16 protein-coding genes are annotated in these 18,531 nt (G+C 65.9%); 10 read left to right on the top strand and 6 right to left on the bottom strand.

Features of this window, described 5'->3' with window-relative positions; translation table 11 throughout:
• The first annotated feature begins 256 nt into the window (after positions 1-256).
• Positions 257-2,731, top strand: coding sequence for a hybrid sensor histidine kinase/response regulator (locus CHX26_RS14470; RefSeq protein ID WP_146107750.1), 2,475 nt, complete (start codon positions 257-259; stop codon positions 2,729-2,731).
• The gene (locus CHX26_RS14465; protein ID WP_104942982.1) at positions 2,719-3,339 is read left to right on the top strand and encodes a response regulator; all 621 of its coding nucleotides are present in this window, start codon (positions 2,719-2,721) and stop codon (positions 3,337-3,339) included. The genes CHX26_RS14470 and CHX26_RS14465 overlap by 13 nt, the downstream gene beginning before the upstream one ends.
• Before the next feature lie 45 nt (positions 3,340-3,384).
• Here CHX26_RS14465 and CHX26_RS15930 read toward each other — a convergent pair whose 3' ends face one another.
• The 5 genes from CHX26_RS15930 to CHX26_RS14445 form a co-directional block, all read right to left on the bottom strand.
• Entirely contained in the window at positions 3,385-3,558 is a 174-nt protein-coding gene (locus CHX26_RS15930) for a hypothetical protein (protein ID WP_172449856.1), read from the bottom strand.
• 12 nt (positions 3,559-3,570) lie between these two features.
• On the bottom strand, positions 3,571-4,443 hold the full coding sequence (gene bchO, locus CHX26_RS14460) for an alpha/beta fold hydrolase BchO (protein ID WP_104942981.1): 873 nt from the start codon (positions 4,441-4,443) through the stop codon (positions 3,571-3,573).
• Positions 4,440-6,155: a magnesium chelatase subunit D gene (locus CHX26_RS14455; protein WP_104942980.1), complete on the bottom strand. Its 1,716-nt coding sequence runs from the start codon at positions 6,153-6,155 to the stop codon at positions 4,440-4,442. The genes bchO and CHX26_RS14455 overlap by 4 nt, the downstream gene beginning before the upstream one ends.
• The gene (bchI, locus tag CHX26_RS14450) at positions 6,152-7,153 is read right to left on the bottom strand and encodes a magnesium chelatase ATPase subunit I (protein WP_104942979.1); all 1,002 of its coding nucleotides are present in this window, start codon (positions 7,151-7,153) and stop codon (positions 6,152-6,154) included. The genes CHX26_RS14455 and bchI overlap by 4 nt, the downstream gene beginning before the upstream one ends.
• A gap of 152 nt (positions 7,154-7,305) precedes the next feature.
• Positions 7,306-8,997, bottom strand: coding sequence for an ABC transporter permease (locus CHX26_RS14445; RefSeq protein ID WP_233997182.1), 1,692 nt, complete (start codon positions 8,995-8,997; stop codon positions 7,306-7,308).
• A gap of 23 nt (positions 8,998-9,020) precedes the next feature.
• Between CHX26_RS14445 and CHX26_RS14440 the strand changes: the two genes are divergently transcribed.
• The 3 genes from CHX26_RS14440 to CHX26_RS14430 all read left to right on the top strand — a co-directional run bounded on the left by CHX26_RS14440 (position 9,021) and on the right by CHX26_RS14430 (position 12,120).
• Complete coding sequence (locus CHX26_RS14440; RefSeq protein ID WP_104942977.1) at positions 9,021-10,052, top strand: ABC transporter ATP-binding protein; 1,032 nt, start codon at positions 9,021-9,023, stop codon at positions 10,050-10,052.
• 63 nt (positions 10,053-10,115) lie between these two features.
• Positions 10,116-11,159: a Fe(3+) ABC transporter substrate-binding protein gene (locus tag CHX26_RS14435; protein ID WP_104942976.1), complete on the top strand. Its 1,044-nt coding sequence runs from the start codon at positions 10,116-10,118 to the stop codon at positions 11,157-11,159.
• 145 nt (positions 11,160-11,304) lie between these two features.
• A complete protein-coding gene (locus CHX26_RS14430; RefSeq protein ID WP_104942975.1) occupies positions 11,305-12,120 on the top strand; it encodes a ferredoxin--NADP reductase in 816 nt (271 codons plus the stop codon).
• A 204-nt stretch (positions 12,121-12,324) separates the two neighbouring features.
• Here the strand turns inward: CHX26_RS14430 and CHX26_RS14425 are convergent, their stop codons facing one another.
• Positions 12,325-13,512 carry a choice-of-anchor tandem repeat GloVer-containing protein gene (locus CHX26_RS14425; RefSeq protein ID WP_172449855.1) on the bottom strand — a complete coding sequence of 396 codons (1,188 nt, stop codon included), beginning with the start codon at positions 13,510-13,512 and terminating at the stop codon, positions 12,325-12,327.
• A 400-nt stretch (positions 13,513-13,912) separates the two neighbouring features.
• Here CHX26_RS14425 and CHX26_RS14420 point away from each other — a divergent pair, with 400 nt between their 5' ends.
• The 5 genes from CHX26_RS14420 to CHX26_RS14400 all read left to right on the top strand — a co-directional run bounded on the left by CHX26_RS14420 (position 13,913) and on the right by CHX26_RS14400 (position 18,408).
• Positions 13,913-15,055 carry an acyl-CoA dehydrogenase family protein gene (locus tag CHX26_RS14420; protein ID WP_104942973.1) on the top strand — a complete coding sequence of 381 codons (1,143 nt, stop codon included), beginning with the start codon at positions 13,913-13,915 and terminating at the stop codon, positions 15,053-15,055.
• Between the two features lie 2 nt (positions 15,056-15,057).
• Complete coding sequence (locus tag CHX26_RS14415; protein ID WP_104942972.1) at positions 15,058-15,798, top strand: SDR family NAD(P)-dependent oxidoreductase; 741 nt, start codon at positions 15,058-15,060, stop codon at positions 15,796-15,798.
• 93 nt (positions 15,799-15,891) lie between these two features.
• On the top strand, positions 15,892-16,566 hold the full coding sequence (locus CHX26_RS14410) for a response regulator transcription factor (protein WP_104942971.1): 675 nt from the start codon (positions 15,892-15,894) through the stop codon (positions 16,564-16,566).
• A 149-nt stretch (positions 16,567-16,715) separates the two neighbouring features.
• On the top strand, positions 16,716-17,177 hold the full coding sequence (locus tag CHX26_RS14405; RefSeq protein ID WP_104942970.1) for a MarR family winged helix-turn-helix transcriptional regulator: 462 nt from the start codon (positions 16,716-16,718) through the stop codon (positions 17,175-17,177).
• A gap of 10 nt (positions 17,178-17,187) precedes the next feature.
• Positions 17,188-18,408 (top strand): cytochrome P450, encoded by a 1,221-nt coding sequence (locus CHX26_RS14400; RefSeq protein WP_233997180.1) that lies wholly within the window; start codon positions 17,188-17,190, stop codon positions 18,406-18,408.
• Positions 18,409-18,531 lie beyond the last annotated feature (123 nt).

Below are 18,531 nucleotides of genomic sequence, written 5' to 3'. Positions count from 1 at the left end.
GTGTCCAGCGGCGGTGTTGCCGTGGCTGAACCCCATGTGGCGGACCGGGTCGATTCTGTCTCGGTAGCGACAGGATATTGCGCGGCGCGGAAGGGTTAAGGCCGACCTCCGGCGGGATAGGTGGCGCTACCGTGGGAGGGGGCCACCTATACGAAAGGATAAGGATTCTGCCCGTATGGTCAGGTTGCGCGCGAGGTGCGCGTGACCCACGCAGGACTCCTGTTTGACGCAGCATTCCGACCGGACCGACACCGCCATGCCTGAGCCTGCCTTCACCCCTCCCCCGATCCCCGCTGACGAGCCCGAACGGCTCGCCGCGCTGCATCGCCTCACAGTTCTCGACACACCGAGCGAGGACGAGCTTGACGTGATCGCGCGGTTGGCCGCCGATCGGTTCGGCACTGCAACTGCGCTGGTCAGCCTGGTCGATGCCGACCGCCAGTGGTTCAAGGCACGTCACGGCCTCGCTGCGCGCGAGACCTGCCGCAGCATTTCGTTTTGCGGGCACACGATCCATCAGGACGGGGTGATGGTGGTACCCGATGCCACCGCCGATACACGCTTTGCGGGAAACCCGCTGGTGACTGACGATCCGCACATCCGTTTCTACGCAGGCGCGCCGCTGGTGCTGGCGAGCGGGCACCGGATCGGGACGTTATGCGTGATCGACCCTGCCCCCCGCGCCGCCTTCACCGCGCACGAGGCAGAGGTGCTGCAGCTGATGGCGCGGCAGGTGGTGGCGTTGCTTGAAGGGCGACAAGCGCGTCAGGAACGGCGCATCGCACACCTTATTGCTCAGACCACCACCGATGCCTTCGTCTGCGCTGATTCGCACAGCCGCATTATCCTTTGGAACCGCGCTGCCGAGGCGATGTTCGGCTGGAGCGCTGCCGAGGCACTTGGGCAAAGCCTCGATCTCATCATCCCGCCGGTTCACCGCCAGGGCCACCATGCCGGAGTTGCCCGCCTGCGCGCCAAAGGGCCGTCGAAGCTGGTCGGACAGACGGTCGAGGTGCCTGCATTGGCCAAGGACGGGCGTGAGTTTCCCATCGAGCTCTCGTTGGCGATGTGGTCCGAGGATGGCAGCGCCACCGGCGGCACGCCGGACGGGTTTGCCGCGATCATCCGCGACATCAGCGCCCGCAAGCAGTCTGAGGCCGAGCGGGTCGCCACCGAAGCGCGGCTCGCCCGGCAGGTCGCCGCCATCGAAGCTTCGGACGATGGCATCGCCCTGACCGATGCCGAGGGCCGCTTCATCTTCATGAACCACGCCCACGCGGCCATGTTCGGCTATCCCAATGCCGCCGCGCTGATGGGGCAGGCTTGGAGCGTGCTCTACGGCCCTGATGAAGCACGCCGCATCAATGACGAGGCCATGCCGGAACTGTTCGCCGCAGGCCAGTGGCGTGGCGAGACAAATGGCCTGAAGGCCGATGGCTCTCCGCTCGAACAGGAAATCGCCCTGTCGCTGGCGCCTGATGGCGGGATCGTCTGCGTTACCCGCGATGTCGGCGACCGGCGCGGGATGGAACGGGAAAAGGCGCGGCTGCGCGACCAGCTGATGCTGGCCCAGCGGCAGGAGGTCGTGGGCCAGCTGGCGAGCGGTATCGCGCATGATTTCAACAATCTGATCGCTGCCATATCCGGCACGGCAGAGCTGCTGCGGCATATCGAGGACGACCGTGTGCGGCACCACGCGCTGCGCATCCAGACAGCGACGACCACCGCGGCGCGGCTGGTGGAGAAATTGCTGACACTCGGCCGCCGGGTTCCGCACCCCAAGCTGGTCGATCTGCGCGGGATGCTGCGCAATGTTCGCGATCTGGTCGAGCCCAGCCTCACTGATCCGCTCCACCGGATCGAACTGGCGATGCCCTCGGCCCCGATCATGCTGCTGACCGACGAGACTGAGCTCAATCAGGTGCTGCTCAATCTGGTCCTGAACGCGCGCGATTCGCTGCGGCTGGGGGAGACCGGGTGGATCAAGCTGGAGGTCAAGACCGGCCCGCTCGAACCGCCCCCCGGCAGGCTGGCGATCGGCTGTCTGCCCACGGGGCCGGCCGTCATGATCCGGGTGAGCGACACCGGATGCGGAATCAACCCGGAGGAGGTGAGCCAGATTTTCGAGCCCTTCTTCACCCGCAAGGGCGAAGCGGGAACCGGTCTTGGCCTTGCCGTCGTGGCCGGGATCATCGCCAGCAATGGCGGCGCGCTCGCGATCGAGAGCTGGCCCGGTGCGGGCACGATCTTCGAACTCTACTGGCCGCTCCAGCCTCAGACCGGCGATGCCGACGGAAGCCAGCCTGACCGTGATCTCGAGGTGGCAGGGCTCGCGGGCAAGACCGTGCTGGTGGTCGATGACAGCCCGGCGGTGGTCGATACGCTGGTCGCCATGCTGGAAGATGCGGGCGCCGAGGTCGGCCCGTGCCTCGATGTCCGTGACGCGGTCACCGCGATCAAGGATGATCCCGGGGCGTGGGATCTGGTCATCACCGATTACGACATGCCCGGCATGAACGGTGCCGAGCTCGCCCGCGCGGTGCGTCGGTTCAGGCCCGATCTGCCGATCCTGCTACTGACCGCCCTGCCGCGCATCCACAAGCTGCACCAGAAACAGGTCGGCCTGTTCGACGCCGTGCTCGGCAAGCCCGCCAGCACCGCCCAGCTCGCCGCCGCCGCAGGCGCTGCGCTGCTGGCGGCGCGTGAAAGGACCAATCAATGCGTATCCTAATTGCCGACGACCATGAATTGCTGCGCGATGTCCTGCGTTCCTACCTCGAAGCAGCAGGGCAATTCACGGTCGATACCGTCGCCAATCTGCCCGAAGCCTTGCAGGCGATTGACGCCGCCAATGCCGAAGGCGCGCCTTTCGATCTGGTGGTGCTCGATTACGGGATGCCGGGGATGGACGGCTATCGCGGGCTGGAGCAGGCGATTGTGGCGGGCAAGGGTCAGCGTGTCGCGCTGATGTCGGGCCTGAGTCCGGCGGGCGTGGCGGACAAGGTAATTGCTGTGGGCGCGGCGGGATATCTCCCCAAGACCCTGCCTGCCCGGTCGCTGGTCAATGCGATCCGCTTCATGGCGGCGGGCGAGACCTATATGCCGATTGATCTCCACCGCCCCTCACAGGAAAAGCCGCCCGAAACCGGCGGCCTTTCGCCGCGTGAGCGGCAGGTGCTGGCCGGGCTGTGCGCAGGACAGGCAAACAAGGAAATCGCCCGCGACCTCGACCTGCGCGAGCCGACGATCAAGCTCCACGTCAAGCTGATCTGCCGCAAGCTCGGCGCGCGCAACCGCACCCATGCCGCGATGATCGCGCGCGAGCGGACATTGTGCTGATGACAGTTCCCTTGCTTGCGGTGTGACAGCCTTGCGGCGTCCGCCTTACTCCGCCGAAGCCTCACCATCGCCCTCGCGTTCGGCCGCCTCCTTGGCTGCCTTTTCCGCACGGGTCTTTTTCAGCATCCGGTCCATCTTCCAGAACTGCCACGCGCCAAAGCCGATCGCGATGCCGTAAAACAGCACGATCTCGATCCAGCCGTAATTGCCGCTGTGCATCTGCTGCCTCTCCTAACCTGCCTGAGCGAGGAAGGCGGCGATCTGCGCCTGCACAGCCTCAGGGGCTTCCTCATGGGCCAAATGGCCGAGCCCGGGGAGAAGTTCCAGCCGCGCATCGGGAAGCCAGCTTTGCGCATCGCGCGCCCAGTCGGGCGGGATAGCGGGATCATGGGTGCCGTGGATCAGCAGCACGGGGTTGCGGGCCTCCCCCATGCGCGTGCGCAGAGTGGGCAGATCCCAGTTCGCCATCATTGCCAGCGCCCCGCCGGCATGGCCGGGATGCTTGAGCAAGGTGCGGTAACAGGCCAGCCCCGCCGCATCGATGCGCGAATGGGTGGAGCGCCACAGGAACCGCTCCGCCCCGCCGACAAGGTCGATGCTGCCGGTGAAGATGCGCGGCACCAGCGGATTGACGAACAGCGTCTTGGCGAGCGCGGGGAAGATCTGCGCCAGCGCGCCGGGGAAGGGCCGCAGCGCCGCGTTAAGGCCGATGATTGGGCCTTGGTAGGCATGGTCAAGCGCCAGTTGCAGCGCAATCGCCGCGCCTGCCGAATGGCCGATGATCGCGGCGGGCCTGGCCTCAAGCGCGTCGAGCAGCCGTGCAATCTCCTGCGCCATCGCGGGCAGGCTCATGGCGTAGGCATCATGACCGGTGGTGAAGGCGTGGCGAGGGAGATCCGGGGCGATCACAGTGTGGGTCTGTGCCAGCAGCGGCATCAGGCCGCGCCATGAATGGACCGAGGCACCGGTGCCGTGGAGCAGCAGCAGCGGCGGGCCGGAACCCATCGTCTGCACATGCCAGCGCCTGTTGCCTACCTGCACGAACGCGCTCGCCTCGCGGTGGGGCCAGATCAGGCCTTCGCGGTGCCAGTCGAGCGTGCTCACGCCGCCTTGCCGATCGGTTGCACGGCGTTGATCGCGGCTTGCAGCATCCGCGCATCGGCCCGCGGCAGGGCGAGGAAGCGCCCCCCCAGCGCCTGCGCCAGCGCCGCGCCTTCGGGGCCGGGACGGGCGGAGATATCGACCACCAGTGCATCAATCCCGCGCGCGCAGATCGCCTTGGCGGCGGCCTCGGCATCGTCCTTGGCCTGTGCGCGGCCGGGGGAGCCATCGGCAGCGATATTGGCTCTGCCATCGGTGAGGATCACCAGCGCCGCGCTGCGTCCGCGCGCAATCACCGCCTCGGCCACTTCACGGGCGACGTTCAGCCCCATTGCCAGCGGGGTGCCGCCGCCGCCCGGCAATTCGGCCAGCATGCGTCGGGCGCGGGTAAGGCTGCGGGTGGGGGGCAGGATCAGTTCCGCGCTTGTCCCCCGGAAGGCGACCAGCGCGACCTCGGAGCGGGTGACATAGGCCTGCGCCAGCATCAGTTCGACCGCGCCCTTGGCCTCGGCCAGCCGCGCTGCCGCCGCCGATCCGCTGGCATCGACCGCGAAAATCGTCACCCGCGCGGCGCGTTCCTCGAAGCGGCGGATGCGCAGGTCTTCCTTGCGCATGATGATCGCAGATGCGGCGTCGGCGCCCTGTTCCTTTCGGCGCACGGCCTGCCACGGCACGGCAGCGCGCAAGCTGTCGATCAGCGCCAGTTTTGCCCCGCCGCGCGGCATTCCCGGGCGCGCGCCCAATGGCTTGCCGCGCGTCGCCGCCTTGCGTTTCTGACCGGTGCCGCTGGAGGAGGAGCGGCGCGGCGCTTTGCCTTGGGTGAGCTGTTCCAGCAGGCCTGCCGGGATCGAGGCTTTGGCTGCTTCGACCAGAACCTCGGACAGATCGGGCTCCTGCTGCTGGCGGTCGGAATCCTCGGAATTGTCGTTCTGCCCGTCGGGTGGCGGCTGGTCGGGTTCCTCGGGCGGGGGCGGTTCCTGTGCTTCCTGCGGCGGCAGGCGCGTGGCGCGGGGGGCGAGGGCGAGGCGGACAGCGCCCGCCAGATCGCCCTCACTGACGGTTGTGCGCCCCTCCAGCGCGGCAAGGCCCCGCGCAGCCTCGCCCGCGAAGATCAGCGCCCGCAGGGAATCCACCCCCAGCACCTCGGCCGTTGCCGCCAGCGCCCGCAGGGCGGCCTCATCCAGCGGCGCGACTTCGGCCAGCGTCCCGGCAGCCGGAGCCAGTTCCACACCCTGCCAGCGGCGCGAGGCGGACAGGTCACAGGTGAAGGCAAGCCGCTCGGTCAGGCTGACAGGGGGTGCTTCATCGGGGTCGCTCGCATCATCGAGCAGCACCAGCGCGGTCTCGCCCCCATGCGATGGGTCGTCGAGCGCTTGCGCCAGCCGCCCGGCAATGCTGCCGTCCAGCCTTTCCGCCATGCCCGCAATCAGCGCGCCGCCGCGCGCTTCCTCGATCAGCCCGGTCTGGCGGATCGGCTTTCCGGCGGACAGGCTGGCGGCCAGATCGATCCCGCCCAGCAGGCGTTCATCATCGACGTGGCCCGGCAGGCGGCGCAGGAGGAGGGCATCGCTCAGCGCCGCCACCAAGGCCTCGCGCGCCGGGCTGGAACCGCGCAAGGTCATGCCCCTGAAGACGTTCGGCGCGAGGACGAACAGCCGCGCCGCCAGCACCGCATCGTCGAGCGGATCGGCCGACGCGGCGTGTGGCGAAGTCATCCGAACAGCTCGGCAATCGCCCGCGTGATGCGCGTGGTGGAGCCGGTCTCGTCCAGCACATCGCGCCGCAGCCGGTGCCGCAGAGCGGAAGGCGCGATGGCAATCAGGTGCTTGCGGGTGACAGCCTTGGCCCCCTGCAGCGCAGCCAGCGCGCGGGCGGCGCGCATCAGGGTGAGTTCGCCGCGCAGGCCGTCCGCGCCCACCGCAAGGCACAGGTTGGCGGCATCGCGCAGCACGTCCTCACCGGGGACAAGCTTGGGCAAACGCGCCTTGCCCTTGGCGACACGCTTGAGGATCGCCTCGTCCTCTCCCGCCCAGCGCGCGGCAAAGCCTTCCGGATCAGCCTCGTTTGCGGCGACGAGCTTCATGATGCTGATGCGGGTTTCGATATCCTTGGGCGTGCGCACTTCCACCGACAGGCCAAAGCGGTCGAGCAGCTGCGGGCGCAATTCGCCTTCTTCGGGGTTGCCCGAACCGATCAGCACGAACTTGGCCGGGTGGCGGACTGACAGGCCTTCACGCTCGACCACATTCTCGCCCGAGGCTGCCACGTCGAGCAGCAGATCGACGAGGTGATCTTCGAGCAGGTTGATCTCGTCGATGTAAAGGAACCCGCGGTGCGCCTTGGCGAGCAGCCCCGGTTCGAATGCTTTCTCGCCCGACCTCAGAGCGCGTTCGAGATCGAGGCTGCCGATCACCCGATCTTCGGTCGCGCCCAGGGGCATGTCGATGAAGGGGACGGCGCGCTTGACCATCTTGCCCGTGCCGCACACGTCGGGGTAGCGGGCCTGATCCTCCTTCGAGCAGCCATAGGGACAGCCGTCCGCTGCCATGATCGGCGGCAGCAGGCTGGCGAGCGCGCGCGCGGCGGTGGATTTGCCCGTGCCGCGATCGCCGAACACCATCACCCCGCCAATGCTGGGGTCGACGGCGGCAATCAGCAGCGCCTGTTTCATCTCGTCCTGACCGACGATTGCTGAGAAGGGAAATCGTGCCATGTAACCTGTCTTGTGAACCCTTCAGCCGGTTTGGACAAGTGCGGTGACAGGCTGGCCTTACAGTTTTGTCCATGCCCGTTCGCCTCGAGCGAAGTCGAGAGGCCAGTGAGCGGTGTCTCGACTTCGCTCGACACGAATGGATGAGGCGTGCGCTAACGCTTCCCCAGCCGGTTCAGCACCAGCACCGGCAGCAGCCCTGCTGCGAGCAGGATCAGCGCGGGGATCGCCGCCTCCACCAGCCGTTCGTCACTCGCGAGGCGATAGGTGCGGGTGGCGAGGGTTTCGAGGTTGAAGGGCCGCAGGATCAGCGTTGCGGGCAGTTCGCGCAGGGTGTCGATGAACACCAGCGCCGCTGCACCCGCAAGGCTTGGTGCAAGCAACGGGGCATAGATCCGCGCCAGCACCTGCGATGGCCCCGCGCCGAGGCTCCTGGCCGCAGCATCGAGGCTGGGAGGGATACGTGCCAGCCCACCGCTCACCGAGTTATAGGCCACCGTCAGGAACCGCACCGACAGGGCATAGACAAGGATCGCGCTCGTCCCTGTCAGCAGCAGCCCGCCAGTCCAGCCGAGGCTGTCGCGGGCAAAGCGGGTCAGGCTCTGGTCGAAGGCACCGAGCGGTGCGAGCAGTCCCACCGCCAGCAGCGCGCCGGGCAGGGCGTAACCGAGGGTTGCCAACCGGATCGCTCCTGCCGCCGCGCGCGATGGTGATCGGGCGCGGGCGAAGGCGAGCAGCAGTGCCGCGATCAGGCACAGCAGCGCCGTCGCCAGCCCCAGCCACAGGCTGCCCTTGAGGTAGGTGCCAATCTCTCCCGCAGCGTTCTGCGCGGTCTCGCTCAGGGCAAGGCTCACCAGGTAGCCCGCCGGCAGCACGAAGCCGAGCAGCACCGGCAGCGCGCAGGCGGCAAAGGCCAGCACCTTGCCGAGCGGCGAGAGCCCGACCAGCGGTTCGTCCGTCGGGCGGGCGGCAAGGCCATCGCGACTATCGCTGCGTCCACGCCGCGACTGCGCTTCCCATGCGACCAGCAGGATGACGAAGACCAGCATTACTGCTGCCAGCTTCAGCGCCGCAGCCTTGTCCCCCATCGCCAGCCAGCTTCTGAAGATGCCGGTCGAAAAGGTGGGAATGGCGAAATATTCAGCCACGCCGAAATCGGCGAGCACCTCCATCAATACCAATGCGAGGCCGCCTGCTATGGCAGGGCGGGCGGCAGGCAGAGCCACCTGCCGGAACGCGCGGGCGGGCGGCGCGCCCAGGCTGCGCGCGGCGCGGAACTGGGTCAGGCTCTGGGTGGCAAAGGCGGTGCGCGCGAGCAGGTAGACGTAAGGGTAGAGCACGAAGCCCAGCACGAAGGCACCGCCGCCCAGCGAGCGGATGTCGGGAAAGATGTAATCCTCGGCGCCCCAGCCGGTCAGGCTGCGCAGGGCGCTCTGCACCGGCCCGGCATAGTCCAGCATATCGGCATAGATATAGGCGGCAAGGTAGGCCGGAAGCGCCAGCGGCAGCACCAGCGCCCAGCCGAGCAGGCGTTGCCCCGGAAAGCGGGTTGCGGCGATCAGCCAGGCACAGCCCGTCCCGATGATAGCTGCAATGCCGCCTGCCAGCAGCATCAGCAGCGCGGTGTTGGCGATATAGGTCGGCAGCACCGTCGCGGCGAGATCACCGAGCGTCCCGCTTGCTTCGTCTGTCTCGCCCCCTGCAAGTGCTGCCCAAACAATCGCGCCGATCGGCAATCCGGCGAGCGCGGCAATCGCTAGCGCACCCAGCGTCCAGCGCCCGCCGCCGCCCGCTGTGCGCGAAGCGCCGCTTGCGCCGGAGCGGGCAATTTGCCTAAGGCGGCTCACCGGTAATCCTGCGGACAGCGCCATTGAGCCTCGAATTTCGTCATATTGCCCATGCTTACGGTGCAGTTCGGGCGCTGGAGGACATTTCCTTCACCGCCCCGGCTGGGGAGATCACCTGTCTGCTTGGCGCGTCGGGTTGCGGTAAGTCAACACTGCTCGGCCTTGCTGCCGGTCTGCTCAGGGTGCAGCAGGGCGCGATTGTGCTCGACGGCGCGGTGCTGGCCGATGCCAGAGACAATCCACCGCCCGAGGCGCGCCCGGTGGGGCTGGTGTTTCAGGACGGCGCGCTGTTCCCGCACATGACGCTGGCCGCCAATGTCGCCTTCGGGATGCCCAAGTCGCAGCGCGGTGAGGCGGATGCGTGGCTGGCGAGGGTCGGTCTTGCGGGCATGGACAGGCGCTATCCGCATGAGCTTTCGGGTGGCCAGCAGCAGCGTGCCGCGCTGGCCCGGGCGATGGCGCCGGGCCCGCGGGTGCTGTTGATGGATGAACCCTTTGCCAGCGTCGACATCGTGCTGCGCCGCAAACTCCGCCGCGATTGCCGCATCCTGCTGCGCGAGGCCGGGGCAACCGTGGTGCTGGTGACGCATGACCCGGCCGAGGCGCTCGATATTGCCGACAGGATCGCGGTGATGGAGGATGGGCGCATCGTCCAGTTCGGCACGCCGGAGGAACTCCACGACGCCCCCGCCACAGCGGCGGTCGGTGCGATCTTCAGCGGCGCGCAGGTGATTGCCGGGACGCGGGTGGATAAGGGGTTGGACACCCCCTTCGGCCTGTGGCCGCTGGAGAGCCTTTCCGGCGAATGCCGCGAAGCAGGCGTTCTCGATCTGCTGGTGCAGGCCGACAGGCTGGTGCCGGTGGCCGATCCGCGCGGATGCCGGGTTCGCGATGTGCATCCGCTCGGCCCGTGCAACCGCGTCCTGCTTGAATCATCGGACGGCGCGGCGATTACCGTCGAAACCGCGCTCCCGGTCGATCCGGCACGCACCTACGGCGTGCTGCCCGACCCCGGAAGCGTGCGCGCCTTTGTGCATGGCGCGCAGCAGAGTTAGGTCTTGCACTTCCCGTAATAATACTGCAAGTCATTCGCAACTTGTAATCGAAGGTTCCTCTCCATGACGAAATCTGCGTTGACCGCTCTTGCTCTTGCCGGCCTTGCCGTGCTGCCCGGATGTGCTGAGGAGGCGCAGGAAGGCGCCGCACCGATCACCGGCGAGGTCAACATCTACTCCTCGCGTCACTATGATACCGATCTGGCTTTGTACGATGACTTCACCAAGCAGACCGGGATCAAGGTCAACCGCATCGAAGCCGATGCCGATGCCCTGATCGAGCGTATCCAGTCCGAAGGCGAATTCAGCCCCGCCGATCTGCTCATCACGGTTGATGCGGGCCGACTTTGGCGTGCCGAGGAAGCGGGAATTCTCGCTCCGGTTGGTTCGCAGGTGCTTGCCGAGCGGCTCCCCGCCAACCTGCGCCACCCTGAAGGCCTGTGGTTCGGCCTGTCGACCCGCGCGCGGATCATCATCTACGACAAGGCCAAGGGCGCGCCCGAAGGTCTCGCCAATTACGCCGATCTGGCCGATCCGAAGTTCAAGGGCCAGATCTGCATGCGGTCTTCCTCGAACATCTACAACATCTCGCTGCTGTCGAGCATCATCGCCCATAAGGGGGCAGGGGAGGCGGAAAAGTGGGCGAGGGGCGTGGTCGCCAACTTCAAGCAGGCCCCGCAAGGCAATGACACCGCGATGATCGAGGCGGTGGCTGCCGGGCAGTGCCGCATCTCGCTGGTGAACACCTACTACCTCGCCCGCTATGCCGGAGGGGAGGCCAAGGAAAAGGCGATGTTCGACAAGGTCGGCGTGATCTTCCCCGATCAGTCAGGCACCGGCACGCATGTCAATGTCAGCGGCGCTGGCCTGGTGAAGACCTCGCCGAACCGCGAGAACGCGGTGAAGTTCCTCGAATACCTCACCTCGGAAAGCGCCCAGCGTTACTTTGCCGATGGCAACAACGAATATCCCGCTGCCATCGGGCTGAAGGCCAATTCGGCGGTTGAACAGCTTGGGACATTCAAGGCCGATACGCTGAGCGTCGCCACCATCGGCAAGGGGCAGGCCGACGCGGTCAAGATCTTCGACCGCGCCGGATGGAATTGAACGCTGGGTTGATTTGGCGCAATTGAAGGCCCGCTTTCAGGCCCTATCACGAAACTGTCTTGAAGGGGGCGCGCCTATCGTCCATTTGCGCCTCCATTCCTGCCGTGCGTCCGCGCGGCGCTGATCCAGTATTCCGAGGCCCGTTTTGAACCAGCCCATCATCGACCGCGACCAGTTCACCGAAAGCGCGGCGCTCAGCATTGAGACGATCACCGATGTCCACCACTGGTGTGACGGACTGTTCAGCCTGAAGATGACGCGCCCCGCGAGCTTCCGCTTCCGTTCGGGCGAGTTCGTGATGATCGGGCTTCCGGGCGACAACGGCAAGCCGCTGCTCCGCGCCTATTCGGTCGCCTCGCCGTCCTACGCCGAGGAATTGGAGTTCCTGTCGATCAAGGTGCAGGACGGCCCGTTGACCTCGCGGCTTCAGCACATCCAGGTCGGCGATCCGATCTACCTCGGCAAGAAGCCGACCGGCACCCTCGTCACCGACGCGCTGCTGCCGGGCAAGCGATTGTTCATGCTTTCGACCGGCACCGGCCTGGCGCCCTTCATGAGCCTCGTGCGCGATCCCGAGGTTTACGGGATGTTCGAGGAAGTGATCGTTGTCCACTCGGTGCGCAACGTCGCCGAGCTGGCCTATCGCGAACTGCTGGAATCGAAGCTCGAAGGCGACCCGCTGCTCGAGGATGAAGACCGCGCGCGGATGATCTACGTGCCGACCGTCACGCGCGAGGATTTCCACACCACCGGCCGCATCCAGACCCTGATCGACGATGGCCGCCTGTTCGCGCAGTCCAAGGGCCCGAAGCACTTCGTTCCCGACGAGGACCGCGTGATGCTGTGCGGGAGCATGGCGATGATCAAGGACCACGCCGCCGATCTGGAAGCCCGCGGGTTTGAAGAGGGCGCGAACAACAAGCCGGGTCAGTTCGTCATCGAGCGGGCGTTTGTGGGGTGACTTGATACCCTCATCGTCTCCCCGGACTTGATCCGGGGCCCCGCTGCCTTTTTTTGGTCCTTCGACCGGTGGCGCAGAGTAAGCGGGATCCCGGGTCAAGCCTGGTGCTAAAGCGTGACGGGCGCGTTCTACGCGTGCTGGTGGTGAGCAACCGCGCCTGACCAAATGGGTGCGGCACTCGGCTGATGATTGATCTGATGCCGCCTAAAGCTCCGTCAGCCTGAAATACTGCGGCGTTCCATCGAAGCTCGTGTTGAATTGCATGAACCCATAGAGAACGCCGTTAGCTGATCGCGAAATCAGCGTGGGGCTGCTGGGGGTCGTGTTGACAGGACCGAAGGAATGCAAGGTGGTAAGGCGGCCTGCGGTAGTCAGCCGGAATACCGTCCCACAGGAAGAACATTGAAACTGCCCGCCAGACGTGGTCGTGCCGTAGAAATTGCCATCCGTTCCAAGCGTCAAGGATGAGGGCCCGCTCCCGTCGAGTTGGTTCTGCTGTCCGAAAGCATAAAGTACGCTCACTCCACTGCCGGCGGAAAAGGTGAAGACTGTTCCGCAGCCCGAGGTAACGGAGCAACGGCTTCCGCCTCCGGCAACCGTAAAGCCGACGATGCTGTCGCCCGGCCCGCGGATCAAATCCCGCGGTACGATTCCGTCACCTGTCGCCGAGCCGAACGAATGCAGGATTGCAAGCGCGCCGGCCTTGGAGATGCTGAACAGCGTGCCGCACGAATTGGGGAGGGTTCCGCAGGTATTGGTTCCGCCAATTTGCGTCGTGCCGTAGAGCCTTCCGTCCTCCCCTTCTACAAGACGCGCTTCCGGTAAAACTCCGTCGCTTGCCGTGCTCCCAAAGGAGTGGAGGATCGTCACGTTACCTTCCGGTGTGATCCGGTAAACGGTTCCGCAATTCGGGCCGTCGGATGGGATCGCTGGGCACCGGTTAGCGCCTCCAGACGCCGTGGTGCCATAGAAATTGCCGTCGCTGCCCTTGGTCAGAAATCCGGGACCGGCCCCATCGCCATTGGCGCCGCTGAACGAATGCAGGATCGTATAGCTGCCAGACTGGGTGATGCGAAAAATCGTGCCGCCGCCGCCAAAAGCGCCGCCATTATTGGTTGCGCCATAAAATGCGCCATCGTCACCCAGAACCAGAGGGCCCGGGTCGAATTCGTCGCCGGCGGTCAGTCCAAAGCGGTGCAATATGGTCTTGTCACCTGTGGGCGAGACTCTGACGATTACCCCGCAATCACGCCCGGGGAATATCTCCGGACGACACGGATTTTGGCCGGGGAGCCGCTCGGCACCGTAGTAATTGCCATCCGATGCCAGCACCAGACCCGCCGTTGCGGCGCCCCCGGGGAGCAAGGCTGCAAAGGGCGGCACGATCTCCACTCTGACGTTGGGAGAGGGGCTTGGTATGGGTGTTGGTGTGGGGGTCGGGCTGGGTGTTGGCGTGACGCCGCTAGTGGGAGGTGGGGTGCTACTTTCACCGCCCCCACCACAGCCAACGAGCAACAGGCAGGCAACTACCAATGGACGCATACTATTACCTTGAGTCTGTCTTGAAAAATTTCGGTAGATGTCCAGCAATTTGGCCAGAAACACAAGGGGATATCAAAAATATTGGCCACATCGCACCTGCCATCTCACAAGAGGCCGTCGGCAGGCTTCCGACGAACCTTCCAGCCGCTAGCACAGGACGCGCCCACAACCCCAATTTCGCGCTTGACCCCCGCGCGCGTGCGCTGTTCAATCGTGGCAAATCAAAACCCATCTGCCCGGAGAGACCCCCATGCTCGCGACTGCCCACCGCACCGCCTATAACGAAGACCACGAGGCCTTCCGCGACACTGTCCGCAAGGTCTTTGCCGAGCACCTCACCCCCAACCTCGACGAGCATGAGGAAAAGGGCATCGTCCCGCGCGACGTCTGGAAGGCGGTGGGCGAGGCGGGGCTGCTGTGCCCCACCGTGAAGGAGGAGAACGGCGGCTTGGGCCTCGATTTCGGCTTCAACTGCATCGTCGCCGAAGAGCTCTCCTACCTCGGCTCGGCCGCGGGCTTCACCCTGCAATCGGACATCACCGCGAACTATTTCGAGCGTCTCGGCACCCCCGAACAGCGCCAGAAATATCTGCCCGGCATGGTCAGCGGCGACATCATCACCGCCATCGCCATGACCGAACCGGGCGCAGGCTCCGACCTTCAGGGCATCCGCACCACGGCGAAGAAGGACGGCAACCACCTCGTCATCAACGGCTCGAAAACTTACATCACCAATGGCCAGAACGCCGATTGCGTGATCGTGGTCGCCAAGACCGATCCCGAGCGCGGGGCCAAGGGCATCAGCCTCGTTCTGGTGGACGCCGACACCCCCGGCTTCGAGCGCGGGCGCAATCTCGACAAGATCGGGCAGCATTCGGCCGACACTTCGGAGCTGTTCTTCAATGATTGCCGCGTGCCGATGACCAACATCCTTGGCGCGGAAGGCATGGGCTTTGTGCACTTGATGGAGGAGCTGCCGCAAGAGCGCCTCAGCATCGCGGTAGGCGCGCAGGCGGCAGCGCAGCGGGCGTTCGACGAGGCGGTGAAGTTCACCAAGGAGCGCGCGGCCTTCGGCAAGACCGTGTTCGAGTTCCAGAACACCAAGTTCACGCTGGCGGACCTCAAGGCGAAATTGCAAGTCGGCTGGGCGCATCTCGACTGGGCGATCCGCAAGCACCTCGCAGGCGAACTCACCACCGACGAGGCCTCCGCAGCCAAGCTGTGGCACACCGATCTGCAATGGGAATGCTGCGATGTCGCGCTGCAACTCCACGGCGGGGCCGGCTACATGAACGAATATGCCATCGCGAGGCTTTGGCGCGACGCGCGCGTGACGCGGATCTTCGGCGGGACGAACGAGATCATGAAGGAAGTGATCTCGCGGAGTATTTGATCATGACCGAACCGCTCGATTTCACCGGCAAACGCGTCCTCGTCATCGGCGGGTCGAGCGGGATCGGGAACGGCATTGCGCACGGGTTCCGGGGGCGCGGCGCGGCTGTGACCGTCACCGGCACGCGGCCTGATTACGGCGATTACCTGGAAGCCGAGGATGCCGACTTCACCGGGCTCGATTACCGCCAGCTTGACCTCACTGACCGCGAGGCTGCGGAGCGGCTGGCGGCGGACTTTGGTGCGGTGGACGTGTTGGTGTTGTGTCAGGGCACCGTACGCTATGGCCGGGCCGAGTTTACCCGCGAGGGGTGGGATCAGGTGGTCGACATCAACCTCAACTCGGTGATGGACGCCGCCCGCGCCTTCCACCGTGCGCTCGCTGAAGCCAAGGGCGCGATCATCATCGTTTCCAGCGTCGCCGCGTTCAAATCGACCATCGGCACGCCCGCCTATGCGGCCTCCAAGGCAGGGGCGGCGAGCCTCACCAAGACGCTGGGCGAGGCCTGGGCGCGCGACGGCATCCGCGTCAACGGCATCGCTCCGGGCCTCGTCCCGACCAAGCTGACGAGCGTCACGACCGAGCACCCCGAACGCCTCGAAGCCAGCCTCAAGAAGATCCCCCTGCGCCGCATGGGCACGCCAGAGGATATGGCGGGCGCGGCGCTGTTCCTTGCCTCGCCGCTGTCGGCCTACATCACCGGGCAGACGCTGGTGGTGGATGGCGGGCTGACGCTTTCCTGACCTTTTTCGCGGATTGCGACACGCGACTGTAATCCCGTCACAAACGCGTCACACGCCTGCGCCAATCCCGGCCCAAACCGGGGCAATCAGGGCATGGATGTCGTCAATATTTTCGTGACAGGCGAACTGGGCGAGAGCCTGGAGGATTTCGTCCATGATCAGCGCCGCTTCACCTTCGACCGGCTCGGCCCGGAAGGCCCGCGGCGGCTGGTTGAAGGGCCGATGTGGGCCTTTGTCGACTGGGTGATGGACGAGCTGGCCGGCCTCGAAATGTGCCGCCGGTTGCGCGCCGATCCGCGCACGGCTGAAGCGCATGTCACGATGGTATTGGAGGAGGACGATCCCGATGATCGCCGCCGCGCGCTGCGGGCCGGGGCGGATGATTACGTGATCGGGCCGCTCACGCGCACAGCAGTGCTCGACCGGGTGCTGGCGCTGCAATCGCGCGGCATGGATCGTCACGCATCGCAAAAGTTCGAGCTGGGCGCGCTCACTATCGACATGGCCGCGCTTCAGGCGCGCTGGGCGGGGGAGCCGATCACCCTGCGCCCCAACGAATTCCGCCTGCTGCGCTTCCTCGCCGAAAACCCCAACCGGGTGCTGACCCGCGAGGATCTGATCAACGGGCTCGGCAAGCGCGAACCGCCGATCGACGAGCGCACGGTGGACGTCTGGATCGGGCGGCTCAGGCGCGCGATCAAGGCAGCAGGCGGCGGCAACCCGCTGCGCACCGTGCGATCACTGGGGTATGTCTTCGATCTGGGGTGAAGGGGCCTAGCGTGCCGACTGGCCGCTTTGTCCGGCCGACTGCCGAAGCTGGCCGTTCCGAAACCGAGCCCATAGAGGTCAATGGGTAAGGCTTGCTGTTCATTTAGTAAGTCATTTGACAATATGAGTATTCACTTTATGCTGATGGCATGAAACTCGTCCCCACCGCCCCGACCGAGTCGCCGGTTCTCACCCCGCTCGATGCGCTTACCTTCCGGCTTGAGGATCTGCCCCGCCAGCTGCGCCGCATCATCGACGATGCCTTGCAGGATCAGGGCCTCAGTCGCACCCAATGGCGCTTGCTCGCCTATGTCCTGCGGCAGGAAGGGCTGACTCAGACCGAGCTTGCCCGGCATCTGGAAATCGAGCGCGCCAGTGTCGGCGTCGCGATCGACGCGCTGGAAAAGCGCGGGCTGATCGCGCGCAGCCAGCATGCCACCGACCGCCGCGTGTGGTGCATCCTGCCGACCGATACCGCCAAGGCCATGCTCGGCAGCCTGCGCGAGGTGATCGACGAGATCTACGCCCAGCTGTTTGGCGGCTTCAGCGACAGCGAACTCGCGCAGCTCGGCCAGTTCTTCGAGCGCATGGCGCGCAACATCAAGGCGTGAAGGAGCCCCGATGATGACCCTCGATCTCGCCGACCGCCCCGACACGCTCGATCCCAGCCTGCCCGAACGCTTCGCCGACGGCAGCGCCCACGCGATGTTTGCCCGGCTGCGGCGCGAGGCTCCGGTGCATTGGTGCTCGGACGGCGCCTTCGGCCCGTTCTGGTCGGTGAGCTGCTATGACGACATCGTCGCCATCGAAGCCAACCCTGCGCTGTTCTCCTCCGAGGCGAAGCATGGCGGGGTGTCGATCATCGACATCAACCCGGCTGAAGCGACCTATCTGGAATCCTTCATCATGATGGACCCGCCGCGCCACGCCCAGAAGCGCCGCACCATCGCCCCCGCCTTCACCCCATCGGAAATGACGCGGCTGAGCGAGTCGATCCGTGCGCGCACTGCCGCCTGTCTCGATGGCCTGCCCCGCGGCGAGGGCTTCGACTGGACGGCGCGGGTCGCGATCCCGCTGACCATCGACATGCTGGCGATCCTGTTCGACTTCCCGTGGGAGGAACGGGACAAGCTGCGCGTGTGGTCGGATGCGATCACTTCGCTCGACATGATCGCAAATCGCCCGCACGAGCGCGCCGGGCTGCTGTTCGAAATGGCGGGCCGGTTCCACCAGCTATGGCAGGATCGCGCCGCAGCACCGCCCGCTCCTGATCTGCTGTCGATGATGATCCATTCGGGCAGCTTCGGCGAGATGGATGCGGCGGAGTTCATGGGCAACATGGCGACGTTGATCGTCGGTGGCAACGACACCACCCGCAATTCGATGTCGGCGCTGGCCGAGGCCTTCACCCGCTGGCCCGAACAGTGGGAGCGCCTGCGCGCCGATCCCTCGCTCGTCGCCAATGCCGCCAGCGAAGTGATCCGATGGCACAGCCCCGCGCTGCACATGCGCCGCACCGCGCTGGAGGACACCGAGTTTCGCGGCCACCGGATCAGCAAGGGCGACAAGCTGGTGCTGTGGTATGTCTCGGCCAACCGCGAGGAGCGCCTGTTTCCGGATGGCGACCTGTTTCTGGTGGACCGCCCCAATGCCCGGCGGCACCTGTCCTTCGGCTACGGCATCCACCGCTGCGTCGGCGCGCGCCTTGCCGAACTGCAATTGCAGATCCTGATCGAGGAAATGCTGCGGCGCGATCTGCGGCTTGTCGCGGACGGCCCTGTTGAACGGGCCGCGCATCCGTTCCTTGCGATCATCAACGCCGTGCCGGTCCGCACCTGCTGAGGCGCACGCGAATAGGCAAAAGCAAACGGGGGCTGTCGGGCGCCTTGCGCCTCTTGGTCGTTTCGATTTGCCACACGAAAAGGCCGCCCCTCAGGGAGCGGCCTTTTGCGATGCAATGTCGTG

This window comes from Porphyrobacter sp. HT-58-2 (assembly GCF_002952215.1).
In the GTDB taxonomy this organism is placed as follows: domain Bacteria; phylum Pseudomonadota; class Alphaproteobacteria; order Sphingomonadales; family Sphingomonadaceae; genus Erythrobacter.
The sequence above is the reverse complement of the archived record's forward strand: the minus strand, read 5'-3'. Positions and strand labels throughout refer to the sequence as shown.

What these genes read in the sequence shown, in the direction of transcription:
- CHX26_RS14465 (WP_104942982.1), top strand. Translation starts at nt 2,719, where the DNA reads ATGCGTATCCTAATTGCCGACGACCATGAATTGCTGCGCGATGTCCTG.
- CHX26_RS15930 (WP_172449856.1), bottom strand. Translation starts at nt 3,558, where the DNA reads ATGCACAGCGGCAATTACGGCTGGATCGAGATCGTGCTGTTTTACGGC.
- CHX26_RS14415 (WP_104942972.1), top strand. Translation starts at nt 15,058, where the DNA reads ATGACCGAACCGCTCGATTTCACCGGCAAACGCGTCCTCGTCATCGGC.
- CHX26_RS14405 (WP_104942970.1), top strand. Translation starts at nt 16,716, where the DNA reads ATGAAACTCGTCCCCACCGCCCCGACCGAGTCGCCGGTTCTCACCCCG.
- CHX26_RS14455 (WP_104942980.1), bottom strand. Translation starts at nt 6,155, where the DNA reads ATGACTTCGCCACACGCCGCGTCGGCCGATCCGCTCGACGATGCGGTG.
- CHX26_RS14410 (WP_104942971.1), top strand. Translation starts at nt 15,892, where the DNA reads ATGGATGTCGTCAATATTTTCGTGACAGGCGAACTGGGCGAGAGCCTG.
- CHX26_RS14470 (WP_146107750.1), top strand. Translation starts at nt 257, where the DNA reads ATGCCTGAGCCTGCCTTCACCCCTCCCCCGATCCCCGCTGACGAGCCC.
- CHX26_RS14400 (WP_233997180.1), top strand. Translation starts at nt 17,188, where the DNA reads ATGATGACCCTCGATCTCGCCGACCGCCCCGACACGCTCGATCCCAGC.
- CHX26_RS14420 (WP_104942973.1), top strand. Translation starts at nt 13,913, where the DNA reads ATGCTCGCGACTGCCCACCGCACCGCCTATAACGAAGACCACGAGGCC.
- CHX26_RS14435 (WP_104942976.1), top strand. Translation starts at nt 10,116, where the DNA reads ATGACGAAATCTGCGTTGACCGCTCTTGCTCTTGCCGGCCTTGCCGTG.
- bchI (WP_104942979.1), bottom strand. Translation starts at nt 7,153, where the DNA reads ATGGCACGATTTCCCTTCTCAGCAATCGTCGGTCAGGACGAGATGAAA.